The 14,769-nt window shown below is 66.3% G+C and carries 13 protein-coding genes; 9 read left to right on the forward strand and 4 right to left on the reverse strand.

The features are described 5' to 3' along the window. Window positions 1-1,147: helix-turn-helix transcriptional regulator (locus P1X14_RS15215; RefSeq protein ID WP_277316241.1), on the reverse strand; the 1,147-nt coding region annotated here is incomplete at its 3' end. A gap of 177 nt (window positions 1,148-1,324) precedes the next feature. On the opposite strand from P1X14_RS15215, the gene aceA reads away from it, so the two are divergent. Beyond that, complete coding sequence (gene aceA / locus P1X14_RS15220) at window positions 1,325-2,608, forward strand: isocitrate lyase (RefSeq protein ID WP_277316242.1); 1,284 nt, start codon at window positions 1,325-1,327, stop codon at window positions 2,606-2,608. A gap of 14 nt (window positions 2,609-2,622) precedes the next feature. After that, window positions 2,623-2,781 carry a hypothetical protein gene (locus P1X14_RS15225; protein WP_277316243.1) on the forward strand — a complete coding sequence of 53 codons (159 nt, stop codon included), beginning with the start codon at window positions 2,623-2,625 and terminating at the stop codon, window positions 2,779-2,781. Window positions 2,782-2,977: 196 nt separating this feature from the next. Here P1X14_RS15225 and P1X14_RS15230 read toward each other — a convergent pair whose 3' ends face one another. Further along, complete coding sequence (locus tag P1X14_RS15230; protein WP_277316244.1) at window positions 2,978-4,399, reverse strand: MFS transporter; 1,422 nt, start codon at window positions 4,397-4,399, stop codon at window positions 2,978-2,980. A 157-nt stretch (window positions 4,400-4,556) separates the two neighbouring features. Between P1X14_RS15230 and P1X14_RS15235 the strand changes: the two genes are divergently transcribed. From P1X14_RS15235 to P1X14_RS15245, 3 genes are all read left to right on the forward strand, one after another. Continuing rightward, window positions 4,557-5,702 carry an acyl-CoA dehydrogenase family protein gene (locus P1X14_RS15235; RefSeq protein WP_277316245.1) on the forward strand — a complete coding sequence of 382 codons (1,146 nt, stop codon included), beginning with the start codon at window positions 4,557-4,559 and terminating at the stop codon, window positions 5,700-5,702. Between the two features lie 129 nt (window positions 5,703-5,831). Continuing rightward, complete coding sequence (locus P1X14_RS15240; protein WP_277316246.1) at window positions 5,832-6,617, forward strand: SDR family oxidoreductase; 786 nt, start codon at window positions 5,832-5,834, stop codon at window positions 6,615-6,617. Window positions 6,618-6,687: 70 nt separating this feature from the next. Next, window positions 6,688-7,458, forward strand: a complete 771-nt coding sequence (locus P1X14_RS15245) for a hypothetical protein (protein ID WP_277316247.1) — start codon at window positions 6,688-6,690, stop codon at window positions 7,456-7,458. Between the two features lie 4 nt (window positions 7,459-7,462). Here the strand turns inward: P1X14_RS15245 and P1X14_RS15250 are convergent, their stop codons facing one another. Continuing rightward, window positions 7,463-9,718, reverse strand: coding sequence for an NADP-dependent malic enzyme (locus P1X14_RS15250; protein WP_277316248.1), 2,256 nt, complete (start codon window positions 9,716-9,718; stop codon window positions 7,463-7,465). 235 nt (window positions 9,719-9,953) lie between these two features. Here P1X14_RS15250 and mutS point away from each other — a divergent pair, with 235 nt between their 5' ends. The 4 genes from mutS to P1X14_RS15270 are packed head-to-tail and all read left to right on the forward strand — an operon-like array spanning window position 9,954 to window position 13,943. After that, window positions 9,954-12,536 (forward strand): DNA mismatch repair protein MutS, encoded by a 2,583-nt coding sequence (gene mutS / locus P1X14_RS15255; protein WP_277316273.1) that lies wholly within the window; start codon window positions 9,954-9,956, stop codon window positions 12,534-12,536. Beyond that, window positions 12,533-12,763, forward strand: a complete 231-nt coding sequence (locus tag P1X14_RS15260; RefSeq protein WP_277316249.1) for a hypothetical protein — start codon at window positions 12,533-12,535, stop codon at window positions 12,761-12,763. Before mutS ends, P1X14_RS15260 begins: the two co-directional genes overlap by 4 nt. Further along, a complete protein-coding gene (locus tag P1X14_RS15265) occupies window positions 12,760-13,011 on the forward strand; it encodes a hypothetical protein (RefSeq protein ID WP_277316250.1) in 252 nt (83 codons plus the stop codon). Before P1X14_RS15260 ends, P1X14_RS15265 begins: the two co-directional genes overlap by 4 nt. Beyond that, on the forward strand, window positions 13,008-13,943 hold the full coding sequence (locus tag P1X14_RS15270; RefSeq protein ID WP_277316251.1) for a glutaminase: 936 nt from the start codon (window positions 13,008-13,010) through the stop codon (window positions 13,941-13,943). The genes P1X14_RS15265 and P1X14_RS15270 overlap by 4 nt, the downstream gene beginning before the upstream one ends. A 169-nt stretch (window positions 13,944-14,112) precedes the next feature. On the opposite strand, the gene P1X14_RS15275 is transcribed toward P1X14_RS15270, so the two are convergent. Further along, a complete protein-coding gene (locus P1X14_RS15275; RefSeq protein ID WP_277316252.1) occupies window positions 14,113-14,490 on the reverse strand; it encodes a hypothetical protein in 378 nt (125 codons plus the stop codon). Window positions 14,491-14,769: the final 279 nt, after the last annotated feature.

Here is a 14,769-nt window from a genome sequence, read left to right on the forward strand (position 1 = left end):
CCGCACGCGCGCCGGGCGGCGTCACCATCCGCGCACTCGTCAACCAGCGGGTCCCGTCTTCCAGCGCCACCAGTTGCGTCGCCACGTCGCCTGCCCGCTCGAACGCGTCGAACAGCCCCCACAGCGGGCACACGCCCAGCCCCTCCACCAGCGGCGATCCGCTGGCCCCGCCATAGCGCTTCGAAACCTGCCCCGCCCGATCCACCCGGATCATGAAGAAGGGCAGCCCGCGCGCACCCACGCGTTGCAAGGTAGTCAACCGGTGCGCCACCTGCTCCCAACTCGCGCCGAAGCGCCGCATCAGCAGCTCGACGTCATAGCCGGTCGCCTCGCACGCGCGCAGGAAACGGGCATAGGGCATCACCAGAGCCGCCGCGAAATAGCCGGTCAGGTGCCGCCGGTAGAGCCGCTCCCCGGTGCGATCGAGGCCCGCGCCGCGCACCAGCCCCTCGATCTCGGTCCCCGCCTCCTGCGCCAGCCGTTCGGCCAGCGCCATGGTCCGCGATTCCGGGCCCAGCAATTCGGAAAGCTGGATCTGCCGCGCATGCAGGTCGATCCGCTTGACCAACCCCGGCATCACGTCGGCGGGCAGGATGCGCACCGATAGCTGGTGCTTCACCCGCAATCGCTCGGCCATCGCGCCATACAGTTCGCCCGATCCCTGCCGCAGTTCGTCCGCCAGCGCTTCGGCGGCCGCGTCCAGATCGGCGAAATGGTTGCGCCAGCGCTCGATCTCGCGCCGCACCGCGCTGGCCGGATCGACCGCGACCTCGTCCCCGCTACCGCCCGATCCCATCCGGTCATAGGCCCGCGCGAACGCCTCCGCGCCCCCGGGAGCCCCGGCCAGCCATTCCTCGACCTGCGTGCGATCCACTTCCAGATCGGCGAACATCGGATCGGCCAGCCGCCGACGGATCGCGTCCGCGCCCCCGCCCGGCTCGCTCGCGGTCAGCACGCGCGGATCGAAGTCATAGGTCTCGGCCAGCCGCAGCAACAGCGTCGCGGTCAGCGGCCGCTGGTTGCGCTCGATCAGGTTGAGATAGCTGGCGGAGACTTCCAGCGCCTCGGCCATCATCACCTGGGTAAGCCCCAGCGTGCGGCGCAGGCGGCGGACGGCATGACCGGCGAAGAGCTTGCGATCGGCCATTGCGATACTCGGTGGTTGGCGAGAAGCACGCCTTGCCCGATTGTAATATAATTTACAACATTACCAATGAAGTCCGGACCCGAACCACAGCGCAACCTCGTTCTTGCGTGATTACCCCTGCCGAATCGCCAGCATCGCCCGTATTCGGCCTGCACATTCTGTAAAGGGGTTCACACAATGGCTACGACCTTCGAAGATCTCGTTCCCGCGCCGGTCGGCCGTTTCGACGGGATCACCCGTCCCTACACCGCCGACGATGTGGCAAAGCTTCGCGGGTCGTTCGCGATCGAGCACACGCTCGCCCGCAAGGGTGCGCTGAAGCTGTGGGAACTGCTCAAGACCGAGCCGTACATCAACTCGCTGGGCGCCATGTCGGGCAATCAGGCGATGCAGCAGGTCCGTGCGGGTCTGCAGGCGATCTACCTGTCCGGCTGGCAGGTCGCGGCCGACGCCAACACCGCATCGTCCATGTATCCCGATCAGTCGCTCTACCCGGCCAATGCCGGTCCGGAACTCTGCAAGCGCATCAACAATGCCCTGCAGCGCGCCGACCAGATCGAGCATTCGGAAGGCGGCGCGACCCGCGACTGGTTCGCCCCGATCGTTGCCGACGCCGAAGCCGGCTTCGGCGGCCCGCTCAACTGCTTCGAGATCATGAAGGCCTATATCGCCGCCGGTGCTGCGGGCGTGCACTATGAGGACCAGCTCGCTTCGGAAAAGAAGTGCGGCCATCTCGGCGGCAAGGTGCTGATCCCCACCCAGGCGCATATCCGCAACCTCGACAGCGCCCGCCTCGCCGCGGACGTGATGGGTGTGCCGACGATCATCTGCGCCCGCACCGATGCCGAAAGCGCGAAGCTGATCACCTCGGACATCGATGAGCGCGATCATGAGTTCCTGACCGGCGAGCGGACACCCGAAGGGTTCTTCCGCCTGAAGGACGGCACCGGCGTCGATCACTGCATCAAGCGCGGCCTGGCGTTCGCCGAGCATGCCGATCTGCTGTGGTGGGAAACCTCCAAGCCCAACATGGACGATGCCCGGCGCTTCGCCGAGGCGATCAAGAAGCAGTATCCGGACAAGATGCTGGCGTATAATTGCTCGCCGTCGTTCAACTGGGAGAAGAATCTCGACAAGGACGACATCGCCCGCTTCCAGCGCGAGATTGGCGCGATGGGCTACAAGTTCCAGTTCGTGACCCTCGCCGGCTTCCACCAGCTCAACTACGGCATGTTCGAGCTGGCCCGGGGCTACAAGGATCGCGGCATGGCAGCCTATTCCGAGCTGCAGCAGGCCGAGTTCGCGGCCGAGGCCAATGGCTACACCGCGACCCGTCACCAGCGCGAAGTGGGCACCGGTTATTTCGACATGATCGCCACCACCCTGGCCGGTGGCGCCAGCTCGACCACCGCGCTCGCCGAGAGCACCGAAGCCGACCAGTTCAACAAGCAAGCTGCCTGAAAGGAGTGACTATCATGACCACCGAACCCCAGCGCAGCCGCGCCGTGTTCTCGACCGAAGACTTCCGCCTGATCCGCGAAGCCGTCGGCACCCATCTTCAGCAGGTCAAGGATTCGCCGGAATCGGTGAAATATTCGAACCTGTACCACCGCCTCGGCCGCGTCGCGGGCTAACGCCCCCCCCCCGACCCGACCCGTGTCTTTCCTGGGGAGGAAAGGGTGCCCGCTGGAGCCTTTGAGGCTCTGGCGGGCACTTCATTTATGGGCCGCCGGGCCTGTTCGAGTGGACATCAAAAATACACTTTCCCAGCGAAGGTCGGGGTCCAGTTGCGGAGGTTGTCGTGACAGCGCGCAGCCCTCTCCTTTCCGCTCAATTGCCACCCTTCGCCAGCGCCTCGATCCGCGCGACATGCTCGGCGCGACCGAAGGGGAAGTTGCGATAGGCCCAGGCGGCCGCAAAGCCGAGCACGAGATAGGAGAGCACAAAATACAGCGTCAGCCGGTCGATCGCGAGCGGGGTGATCGTCGCGCCCTGGAACGAGGTGTAGTGCATGATCAGGCTGGCGCCGAAGATGCCGAAGCCGCTGCAGCATTTCTGGACGAAGAATGCGCCGGCGAAGAACACGCCTTCCGATCGGCGCCCGGTCTTGGCTTCGGAATCCTCCACAACATCGGCCATCATCGACGCACCCAGCAGGGTCGCCGAAACACTGCAGGCGGTGTTCACGCTGAAGATCGACAACAGCAGCGGCAGCATCGCCGATGAGGCAGGATCCGGGAACAGGCCGGCCAGCCGCAACACATAAGGCGTAGACAGCAAAATCGCTGCGGCCAGCATGAAGAACATCGCCGCCTGCGGTTTGCCCAGCCGCGCCGCCACGCGCGGCGCCATCAGGAAGGCAATGGTGGCGCCCAGGAACAGGCTGGGCGCCAACAGGGCGAAACCCAATGTGTCGAAACGCCACACATAGAGATACAGCAGGTTGGAAAGCGCGAAGCTGATCCCCTGCGCCGTGTAATAGCATAGCCCGGCAAGCATCAGCAGCAGGAAGGCCCGGTTGCGGACCGTCTGGCCCATTTCGCGGAAATGGTCGCCCAGCGGCTTCCGGACGATTTCGGGCCGCGGCAGCCGCCCGATCTCGCGATGCGTGCCGATCGCCGAGATGAAGATCGCGATCACCATCGTCACCGCGCCGAACAACGCGAATGCCGAATAATTGGCGGGGTTGAACTGGTCAGGCTGCCCGTCCGGACCCACCATCAGCCACATATAGGTGGCGAACAACGTCACCATCCCGCCCAGCCATCCGAACAGATAACGATAGGCGGTCAGCCGGGTCCGCTCGTCATAATCCGCCGAGAGTTCGGGCGTCAGCGCCTGGGACGGGACTTCATAGGCCGAGATCGTGGTGCGCACGAACACCGCAGTCGCGAACACCCAGAGCAGTTGCGCACCCTGCGACATGGCCGGCGGGTTCCACAGCAGGATCCATCCCGCCGCGATCGGCAGGGCAGAGGCATACATCCAGGGATGCCGCCGCCCCCAGCGGCTGCGCGTATTGTCCGACAGGAAACCGATCGCGGGATCGATGAACGCGTCGAGCACCAGCGCACACATGATCGCGAGCCCGACCATCAACACCGGCAGGTGCAGCACCTGACTGTAAAACAGCAGCAGGAAGGTGGAGAAACCGAAATCCTTCACACCATATGCATAGGCGCCGAACCCATATGCCAGCGTGGATCGCTGCCCCAGCCGGCGGACGGGCGGCAGGGTCGGGGCCTCGGACATCTGACTCTCCATTTGTGCGACCGGCCCAGCATAGGTGGCGCCCAAGGCCGGTCAACACGGACCGCGCCGATTGCGATGAATTGAAGATCGGGTATGGCTTGTCCGCTGCAGCCGCTCCGCTATAGCGTGAGGCATTAGAACAGAAAGAACGGTGAGGATGGCGCTCGATCCCGAAATCTTCGACACGCTGATCGATACGATCCGGCGCTTCGTCGCCGAACGGCTCCGCCCGCTCGAGGCCGAGGTGGAGGCCAATGACGCGATTCCCGCCGACGTGCTGGAGGAGATGAAGGCGCTCGGTCTGTTCGGTCTCTCCATCGCCGAGGAATATGGCGGTCTGGGCCTGACCATGAGCGAGGAAGTGAAGGTCGCGATCGAGCTGGGCCGCACCACACCCGCCTTCCGCTCGGCCTTCGGCACCAATGTCGGCATCGGATCGCAGGGCATCGTGATGGCCGGCACCGACGCGCAAAAGGCCGAATGGCTGCCGAAGATCGCCACGGGCGAAGCCATCTCAAGCTTTGCACTGACCGAGCCGGACGTGGGTTCGGATTCGGGTGCGGTGAAGACGAAAGCCGTCAGGGACGGTGACGTCTATCGCATCACCGGTACCAAGCGCTTCATCACCAACGCGGACAAGGCGCATGTCTTCACGTTGATGGCGCGCACCGGCGAGGAACCGGGCGGACGCGGCGTTTCTGCCTTCCTCGTGCCGCGCGACTTGCCCGGCCTGACGATCGGCGAACCCGAGAAGAAGATGGGACAAAAGGGCGCCAAGGTCGCCGATGTCATACTCGACAATGTCGCGGTGCCCGCCGCCAACCGGCTCGGCGAGGAAGGCGAAGGCTTCAAGATCGCGATGCGCGTGCTCGATCGCGGGCGACTGCACATCTCGGCGGTCTGCATCGGCGTGGCCGAGCGGCTGATCGCCGATTGCGTGGCGTACGCGACCGAGCGCAAGCAATTCGGCAAGCCCATCGCCGAGCATCAGCTGATCCAGGCGATGATCGCGGATTCGAAGACCGAAGTGCTGGCGGCACGGGCGCTGGTGCTGGAAACCGCCGCAGCGAAGGATGTGGGCAAGGACGTGGTGATGGAAGCCGCGGCCGCGAAGTATTTCGCCAGCGAGATGGTCGGCCGTGTGGCGGATCGCGCGGTGCAGATCTTCGGCGGTGCGGGCTATATCGCCGATTACGGTATCGAGCGGCTGTACCGCGACGTGCGCCTGTTCCGCATCTACGAAGGCACCAGCCAGATCCAGCAACTGATCATCGCCCGCGAGACGATCAAGCGCGGCGGCTGATTTCAACTCCCCCTCCCGCTTGCGGGAGGGGGTCGGGGGGTGGGCCCTCGCTATCAATGAGTCCACCACTTGCGGAGGCCGGGCGCCCACCCCCGGCCCCTCCCGCAAGCGGGAGGGGAGTAAGAAGAAATGGACACCAGCACCCTGTTCCGCCTCGACGGCCGCGTCGCCCTGGTCACCGGCGGATCGCGCGGCATCGGCCGGATGATCGCGGAGGGCTTCATCCAGCAGGGCGCGAAAGTCTATGTCTCGTCCCGCAAGGCCGCGGCCTGCGAGGAAACCGCCGCCGCGCTCGGCCCCAACTGCATCCCCCTGCCCGCCGACGTCTCGACCGTCGAAGGCTGCCGGAGCCTCGCCGCAGCGCTAGCCGAACGCGAGGAGCGGCTCGATATCCTGGTCAACAATGCCGGCGCCGCCTGGGGCGTGCCGTTCGAGGAATTCCCGGAAAGCGGCTGGGACAAGGTGATGGACCTCAACGTCAAGTCGCCCTTCTTCCTCACCCAGTCGCTGCACACCCTGCTCAAGGCGGGCGGCGCGAACCAGCCTGCCAAGGTGATCAACATCACCTCGATCGACGGCCAGCGGCTCAACGGCTGGGAAACCTACAGTTATCACGCGTCGAAATCGGCGCTGATCTACCTGACCAAGCGCATGGCCGCGCGGCTGATCCGCGATCGCATCGTCGTCACCTCGATCGCCCCCGGCGCCTTCGCCAGCGACATGAACAAGGCTGCGCGTGATCATGGCAGCGACGTCGCCAAGGCGATCCCCGCACGGCGCATCGGCGTGGACGAGGATATGGCCGGTGCCGCGATCTACCTCGCCAGCCGCGCGGGCGATTACGTGGTGGGCGATACGATCACCGTCGATGGCGGACTGGTCAACGCGTCGCTGGGCGTCAGCATCGACGCCTGAGCCGATCCCGGATGACGGATGCAGGCGGCCACGCTAGGCTCGGTCGCGCCGTCATCGGGGAGACGCCGCAATGCCTTATCGTCATGCCCATTGGGCGTTGCTGCTGCTGCTCGCGCCGATGGTCGGCACCGCCTTCTGGCGCGATTATTTCGGCAATCTGGGCGGCGCGTCCTTCGCCTTCCATGCCCACGGGCTGACCGCCATCGCCTGGCTGACTTTGATCGCCGTGCAGAGCTGGTCGGCGCATTCGAAGCGGCTGGCGCTGCATCGCAAGACAGGACTGGCGCTGTTCGCCGCAGTGCCGCTGTTCGTCGCCGGATCGGTGCTGGTCTATCATTCGATGGCGGTGAAGTATCTCGCCGGGCACCCATTCTATAGCCGGTTCGGCCCGATGCTGGGCATGCACGACCTGATCTCCACCATCGCGCTGGTCGCGATGGTCGCCCTCGCGCTGAAGCATCGCCGCCGGGTGGGAGTCCATGCCGGTTACATGCTGGCCACCGTTCTGCTCGTGCTGCCGCCGGTGATCGAGCGGCTACCGCTCCCCTTCTCGACGCCCGCCTATCTGCGCCTGAGCGAACTGCTGCCCATGCTCCTCGCACTGGCGCTCGCCGCACGGAACCGGCGCAGCGCCGAGCCGATGCTGGTGGTCGCGGCGTTGCTCGCGTTGCAGACCGTGCAGTTCTTCACCTTCGGTGCATCGGAAGGCTGGGCGCGAGCCTTCGGGGCCGCCGCCTCTCTGAACGGCGTCCCGCTGGCGCTGGTCGCGGTCCTGCTTGCTTCGCTGTCGCTGCTCGCGCTGCGGACAGGCTGGACCGCGGGACGGCGGCCCAGCACCTAAAGCCTCAGCGCGCGATCCCGCCTGCCGCCAGCACCGCCAGCGTCACCAGTTCGCTCGCAGTCGCGGTCATCGGGGCGATCTGAACCGACTTTTCCATGCCCATCAGGATCGGACCGATGGTCGAATCCCCGCCCAGTTCGCGCAGCAGCTTGGCCGAGATGTTCGCCGACTGCAGACCCGGCATGATCAGCACGTTCGCCGGACCCGAAAGGCGCGCGAAGGGATAGTTGGCGCGCTGACGCGCATTCAGCGCGACGTCGGGCGACATCTCGCCTTCATATTCGAACTCGACCTTGCGATCGTCGAGCACCTTCACCGCGCCGCGCAGATTCTCCAGCCAGCGGCCTTCGGGATTGCCGAAGTTCGAATAGCTGAGGAACGCCACGCGCGGCTCATGGCCCATGCGGCGGGCGACTGCGGCGGCGCCCTCGGCGATGTCCGCCAGTTCCTCGGCGCTCGGGCGCTCGTTCACGGTGGTGTCGGCGATGAAGACGGTGTGCGACTGGCCGACCAGAATGTGCATGCCAAACGCGGTGCGGCCCGGCTGCGGATCGATCACGCGCTTCACCTGACGCATCGATTCCGCCCAGGTGCGGGTGACGCCGGTGATCATCGCATCGGCTTCGCCCAGCTGGAGCAGCAGCGCGCCGAAGATGTTGCGGTCGCGATTGACCATCCGCTCGATATCGCGGCGCAGGTAACCGCGACGCTGAAGGCGGGTGTAAAGGAAGTCGATCATGCGCGGCACCAGCGGCGAATTGACGCTGTTGTGCAGTTCGAAATCGGCCGGATCGGCGCCCAGCGCCTGCAGCCGCTCATGCACGGACTCGCGGCCGACCAGCACCGGAATGCCGTATCCGCCTTCCTTGAACGCGATGGCCGCGCGCAGCACGACTTCTTCCTCGGCCTCGGCGAAGATCACCCGCTTCGGATTGGCGCGCGCACCTTCATAGGCAAGCGTGAGCACCGACGTGGTCGGGTTCAGGCGCGCGCGAAGCGACTGGCGATAGGCGGTGAAGTCCTCGATCGGCTTGGTCGCCACGCCCGAATCCATCGCGGCCTGTGCGACGGCGGCGGGGACAATCTCCATCAGCCGCGGATCGAACGGCGCCGGGATGATGTAATCCGGGCCGAAGCTGTGCTGCACGCCATAGGCGACCGCGACTTCCTCCGGCACCTGCTGACGCGCCAGTTCGGCAAGGGCGCGGGCGGCGGCGACCTTCATCGCATCGTTGATCGTGGTCGCGCGCACGTCGAGCGCGCCGCGGAAGATGAAGGGGAAGCCCAGCACGTTATTGACCTGGTTCGGATAGTCCGAACGGCCGGTCGCCACGATCGCGTCGGGACGCGCCGCCTTGGCTTCGGGCGGGGTGATCTCGGGGTCGGGATTGGCCATCGCGAAGATGATCGGCTTCAGCCCCATATTCTGGAGCAATTCGGCCGGCAGCGCGCCCTTGGCCGACAGGCCCATGAACACGTCCGCGCCTTCCAGCGCGTCGGCCAGCGTGCGGCGATCGGTATCGACCGCATGGGCCGACTGCCACTGGTTCACGCCTTCGCGCCCGCGATAGATCACGCCGGTGCGATCCAGCATCAGCAGATTCTCGTTGGGCAGGCCCATCGCCTTGATCAGTTCGGCGCATGCGATCGCTGCGGCACCCGCGCCGTTCATCACCACCTTGGTGGTCTTGATGTCGCGGCCGGTCAGGTACAGCGCGTTGATCAGGCCGGCGGCAGCGATGATCGCGGTGCCGTGCTGGTCGTCATGGAATACCGGAATGTTCATGCGCTCGCGCAGGGTCTGCTCGATCACGAAGCATTCGGGGGACTTGATGTCTTCCAGGTTGATCCCGCCGAAGCTCGGCTCCATCAGTTCGACCGCATCGATGAAGCGATCGACGTCTTCGGTCTTCAGCTCGATATCGATCGAGTCCACATCGGCGAAGCGCTTGAAGAGGACGGCCTTGCCCTCCATCACCGGCTTCGACGCCAGCGCGCCCAGATTGCCCAGGCCCAGGATCGCGGTGCCGTTCGAGATGACCGCGACCAGATTGCCCTTGGCGGTATAGTCATAGGCCTTCGCAGGATCGGCGGCGATCGCCAGCACCGGCACCGCGACGCCGGGCGAATAGGCCAGCGCCAGGTCGCGCTGGGTCGCCATCGGCTTGGACGCGATGATCTCGATCTTGCCCGGGCGACCTTCCGAATGGAACAGCAGCGCCTCGCGCTCTGAAAACTGAACGTTGCTGTCTTCGGCCATGTTGCTCTCCTGGGGATCGCCCAACCCTTTAGGGACGCATATGCGTGCTCGCAATGCGCCGTTTAACGCTGTGCATAGATGCGAAATAGGACAGGTTCGTGAGACGCAGTCCGCCAATTTGTGCGGAAATCCGCACAGTCGGCACTTGTCCCCAGGAAATCCCCGCGCCGGAGTTGATCGCCGGGTCGGTTCGGTTACCCAAGGCCGCGCTATGTCCGCGTCCACCGCCACCCCGATGATGCAGCAATATCTGGCCCTGAAGGCAGAGGCCGAGGATTGCCTGCTCTTCTACCGGATGGGCGACTTCTTCGAGCTGTTCTTCGACGATGCGAAGGTCGCCAGCGCCGTGCTGGATATCGCGCTCACTGCGCGCGGCGAGCATGACGGAGACCGTATCCCGATGTGCGGCGTCCCCGCGCATGCGATGGACGGCTATCTCGCCCGGCTGATCAAGGCCGGCCACCGCGTCGCCATCGCCAACCAGATCGAGACGCCCGAGGAAGCGAAGAGGCGCGGCGGATCCAAGGCGCTGGTGGCGCGCGCGATCATCCGCGTCGTGACCGCGGGCACGCTGACCGAGGAATCGCTGCTCGACAGCCGCACCGCAAACTGGTGCGCGAGCGTCGGCGAAGCCGGCGGCGCAGTCGCCATCGCCTGTGCCGACATCTCCACCGGCCGCTTCGAAGTGATCGAGAGCGATGGCAGCCGGGTCAGCGCCGAGATCGCGCGCCTCTCCCCCGCCGAGACCATCGCGTCGGACGCGAGCGAGTTCGCCGATCTCGCCACCGCCCTGCGCCCCCGCGCCGATTTCGACAGCAGCCAGGGCGAGGCCCGGCTCAAGCGGCTGTTCGGTGTCTCCGCGCTCGCCGGCTTCGGCCAGTTCAGCCGCGCGGCGCTCGCCGCGGCAGGCGGGCTGGTCGCCTATCTCGAACATACCGCCAAGGGCGCGCTGCCCTTCCTTCGCCCGCCCCGCGTCAGCCGCACCGACGCCAATATGGCGATCGACGCCGCGACCCGCGAAAGCCTGGAACTCACGCTCAGCAGCGCAGGCAGCCGCAAGGGCAGCCTGCTCGACAGCGTCGACCGCACCGTCACCGGCGCTGGCGCGCGGCTGCTGGGAAGCGATATCGCCGCGCCGCTGATGGATCGCGGTGGGATCGACGCCCGGCTCGATCTGGTCCAGCGCTTCCACGACGATTCCACGCTGCGCGACATGGTGCGCGGCCAGCTTCGCGCGCTGCCCGATATCGGCCGTGCGCTCGGCCGCATCGGCGCAGGTCGCGGCAGCCCGCGCGATCTCGGCCAGCTTCGCGACGGTCTCGACGGCGCATGGCGGCTCGCCGAACCGCTGAGCGGCGCGCCCGACCGGCCGGCGCTGCTCAACGACCTGATCCCCCAGCTTCAGGGTCATGGCAGTCTCATCGACCTGCTCAGCCGCGCGCTCGTGCCCGAGCCGCCGATCGATGCCGACAAGGGCGGCTATATCGCCGAGGGCTATGACGCCGCGCTCGACGATCTGCGCGATGCTGGGGCTGGTGGCCGCCGCGTGATCGCGGGGCTGGAGGCGGACTATCGCCAGCGCACCGGCATCGCGTCGCTCAAGATCCGCCACAACGGCGTGCTCGGCTATCATATCGAGGTGCCGGCCAAGTCCGCCGATCCGCTGATGGCGCAGGACAGCGGCTTCACCCATCGCCAGACGCTGGCGGGCGTGGTCCGCTTCAACGCGCCCGATCTGCACGACGCCGCGATCAAGGTGACCCAGGCCGGCGCCCATGCCCTCGCCGCCGAAGCCGCCCATCTCGAAGCGCTGACCGAAGCCGCGCTGGTGGTCCGCGAAGCCGTCGCCCGCACCGCCGACGCGCTCGCCCGGATCGACGTCTCCGCAGGCCTCGCCGAACGCGCGGCCGAAGGCGGCTGGTCGCGGCCCGCTCTGGTCGATCATGCCTGTTTCGATGTCGAAGGCGGACGCCATCCGGTCGTCGAGGAAGCGGTCGGCAAGGCCGGGGGCCGCTTCGTCGCCAATGATTGCACCTTGTCCGAAAACAACCGCCTCTGGCTGGTCACCGGCCCGAACATGGGCGGCAAGTCGACCTTCCTGCGCCAGAATGCGCTGATCGCGGTGCTGGCGCAGGCCGGGTCCTATGTCCCCGCCACCCGCGCCACACTAGGGCTGGTCGACCGCCTGTTCAGCCGCGTCGGCGCGTCGGACAATCTGGCGCGCGGCCGCTCCACCTTCATGGTCGAGATGGTCGAAACCGCCGCGATCCTCGCGCAAGCCACCCCGCGCAGCTTCGTGATCCTCGACGAGGTCGGCCGCGGCACCAGCACCTATGACGGCCTCGCCATCGCCTGGGCGGTGGTCGAGGCGATCCATGAGGACAACCGGTGCAGGTGCCTGTTCGCCACCCATTATCATGAGCTGACCCGGCTGGCCGAACGCTGCGACGCCCTCTCGCTCCACAATGTCCGCGCGCGCGAATGGAAGGGCGATCTCGTCCTGCTCCATGAAGTCGCCGAAGGCCCCGCCGACCGCAGCTACGGTATCGCCGTCGCCCGCCTCGCCGGTTTGCCACCGGTCACGATCAAGCGCGCACAAGGCGTGCTCGACAAGCTCGAGGCCGGACGCCAGCAGACCGGCGGCCTCGCCGCGGGCCTCGACGATCTCCCGCTGTTCGCCGTCGCGATGGAGCAGATGGAGGAAAAGATCGACGCCCTGCGTGCCGAACTGGACGGCCTCGACATCGACAGCCTCTCGCCGCGCGAAGCACTCGACATGCTGTACCGCCTGAAGGGCATGGCGGCCGACACCGCATGACGTCCGGAGACCTGATCGACCTGTTCCTCGCCACCTTGCTGCGCAACCATGGCGGCCAGCGCCACCGCTGGCGCACGGTGCTGGGCGAGGTGAAGCTCTACAGCGTCGAGACGCACGGCCATTGCAACTGGTCGATCACCCCCATCGGCAGCGCTGGCCAGATCGAAGCCGTCGAACGCATCGCCGACCGGCTGCGGATCGAACATCCGATCGTCGCCCCGGCATGACCGACGAAGAAATCACATCGATGCAGGTCGGCGGCCGCGTCTTCATGGTGCTGGGCTGGATTTTCGTGATCTTCATCACCCTGGCCGCCATTTCGCACTACCGGCTGGAATGGGGTGTCCAGCGCTACGGCGCCAGCCGCTTCGGCATGCCGTTCGCAATCCTGTTCTTCGCGACCAGCGGCGTGTTCCTCATCCGCGTGGGCCGCAAGATGATCCGCCGCGCAAACCGGGCGCTTGGCGAGGAATGACGGACCTTTCCGCAATCGTTTCCGAAATCGCCGCGGAAATGGCGGCGGCACCGGATCGCGGCACGCCCGCCAGCTATATCCCGCCGCTCGCATCCGTGGATCCGGCCCGGTTCGGCATCGCGGTGATCGAGGCCGACGGCACCGCCCATGTCGCTGGCGATGGCGACATGCCCTTCTCGATCCAGTCCATCTCCAAGGTCTTCTCGCTCACCCTCGCGCTCGGCGCAGTCGGCGATCAGCTGTGGACGCGCGTCGGTCGCGAGCCTTCGGGCAGCGCGTTCAATTCCATCGTCCAGCTCGAGACCGAGCATGGCATCCCGCGCAATCCCTTCATCAATGCGGGCGCCATCGTCACCTCGGATATCCTGCTCGGCCGCAACGCGCCGCGCGAGGCGATCGGCGAGATGCTGCGCTTCGTCCGCGCGCTGGCGGGCGACGAAGCGATCTTCATCGACGAGACCGTCGCCCGCGCCGAGCAGGACACCGGCTATCGCAACATGGCGCTGGCCAACTACATGCGCGCCTTCGGCAATCTGCATCACCCGGCCGAACATGTGCTGGGGGTCTATTTCCACCATTGCGCACTGGCGATGAGCTGCCGCCAGCTGGCGCTCGCCGGGCGCTACCTGATGGCGGGCGGCATCAATCCCGAGACCGGGCGCAGCATCGTCTCGGCCCAGCGCGCGCGGCGCATAAATGCGCTGATGCTCACCTGCGGCCATTATGACGGATCGGGCGAATTCGCCTTCCGCGTCGGCTTGCCCGGCAAGTCGGGCGTGGGCGGCGGCATTCTGGCGGTGGCACCGGGCATAGCCTCGATCGCGGTATGGTCGCCGGGGCTGAACGAACGCGGCAATTCGCAGCTCGGCACGCTGGCGCTGGAACGGCTGGTCGCGCGGACCGGCTGGTCGATCTTCGAGCCGCGGGGTTGAATATCATCCCCCGTTCGCCCTTAAGCTGGCTTGGCGCGCGACACTTCGGGAAGCTGTGGCAACAGGATTGTGCTCCGGCGAAGGCCGGAGCGCTGGCCACCACCCATTCCCTTTCCAACGCTCCGGCCTTCGCCGGAGCACGGATTTGCAGCAATGGAACAAGCTCCAGTCACATGCACCCCTGAAAGGTCGTCGCACCGGTCGATGTGATCCGCCCACCCTGCGCCTGCCAGCGGATCGTGACGAAGGTCCGGCACGGATACTCGGTGCGATCCCATTTCGCCTGACCATCGGAAACGGTGAAGCCCTGATCGAGCAGCGCCTTGCGCATCGTCGTCTCCGCCGACCCCACCGGAAATTGTGCGCCGACCCGCCGCACCAGCTCGGCATTGCGCGCATCCCAATCGCCGCTCAGTCCCGCGACGATCGCCGGCTCGCGCGGCGTGAAGATCCACGCGATCGCCAGCGCAGTCACGCCGATCACCACCCCGGCAAGGATCCGGCGCGTGAGGTTTCTGTTACGCTGTGGCTGAACGGGTTCCTCCATGTGCGGATCCCCAAAAACGAAGAAGGCCGCCGGATGCCATCCCTGACACCCGGCGACCTCCGACATGGTCAGCGGCCGGAAGCTCCAGCCCGGGAGACCATGCGGACCGCTTTGCTGCAAGCTGATGAACGTTGATTGGAGGAGGATACCTCCCGTTCACCCTACGGACGGAGGGCTTCCGTCCGCGCCTCAGCTCAGCGGCGCGTCTCCCGAACGAACTGAACCGACCCCATTGCTGAACCATGAGACATCGGATCACCTCCTTTCGCTAGTTAAAAC

It is taken from the genome of Sphingomonas sp. AOB5, from assembly GCF_029433115.1.
Lineage (GTDB): Bacteria > Pseudomonadota > Alphaproteobacteria > Sphingomonadales > Sphingomonadaceae > Sphingomonas.

Bases quoted from the DNA above. Each gene is read 5' to 3' on its own strand.
- aceA (WP_277316242.1), top strand. From the start codon at position 1,325: ATGGCTACGACCTTCGAAGATCTCGTTCCCGCGCCGGTCGGCCGTTTC.
- P1X14_RS15225 (WP_277316243.1), top strand. From the start codon at position 2,623: ATGACCACCGAACCCCAGCGCAGCCGCGCCGTGTTCTCGACCGAAGAC.
- P1X14_RS15230 (WP_277316244.1), bottom strand. From the start codon at position 4,399: ATGTCCGAGGCCCCGACCCTGCCGCCCGTCCGCCGGCTGGGGCAGCGA.
- P1X14_RS15235 (WP_277316245.1), top strand. From the start codon at position 4,557: ATGGCGCTCGATCCCGAAATCTTCGACACGCTGATCGATACGATCCGG.
- P1X14_RS15240 (WP_277316246.1), top strand. From the start codon at position 5,832: ATGGACACCAGCACCCTGTTCCGCCTCGACGGCCGCGTCGCCCTGGTC.
- P1X14_RS15245 (WP_277316247.1), top strand. From the start codon at position 6,688: ATGCCTTATCGTCATGCCCATTGGGCGTTGCTGCTGCTGCTCGCGCCG.
- P1X14_RS15250 (WP_277316248.1), bottom strand. From the start codon at position 9,718: ATGGCCGAAGACAGCAACGTTCAGTTTTCAGAGCGCGAGGCGCTGCTG.
- mutS (WP_277316273.1), top strand. From the start codon at position 9,954: ATGATGCAGCAATATCTGGCCCTGAAGGCAGAGGCCGAGGATTGCCTG.
- P1X14_RS15260 (WP_277316249.1), top strand. From the start codon at position 12,533: ATGACGTCCGGAGACCTGATCGACCTGTTCCTCGCCACCTTGCTGCGC.
- P1X14_RS15265 (WP_277316250.1), top strand. From the start codon at position 12,760: ATGACCGACGAAGAAATCACATCGATGCAGGTCGGCGGCCGCGTCTTC.
- P1X14_RS15270 (WP_277316251.1), top strand. From the start codon at position 13,008: ATGACGGACCTTTCCGCAATCGTTTCCGAAATCGCCGCGGAAATGGCG.
- P1X14_RS15275 (WP_277316252.1), bottom strand. From the start codon at position 14,490: ATGGAGGAACCCGTTCAGCCACAGCGTAACAGAAACCTCACGCGCCGG.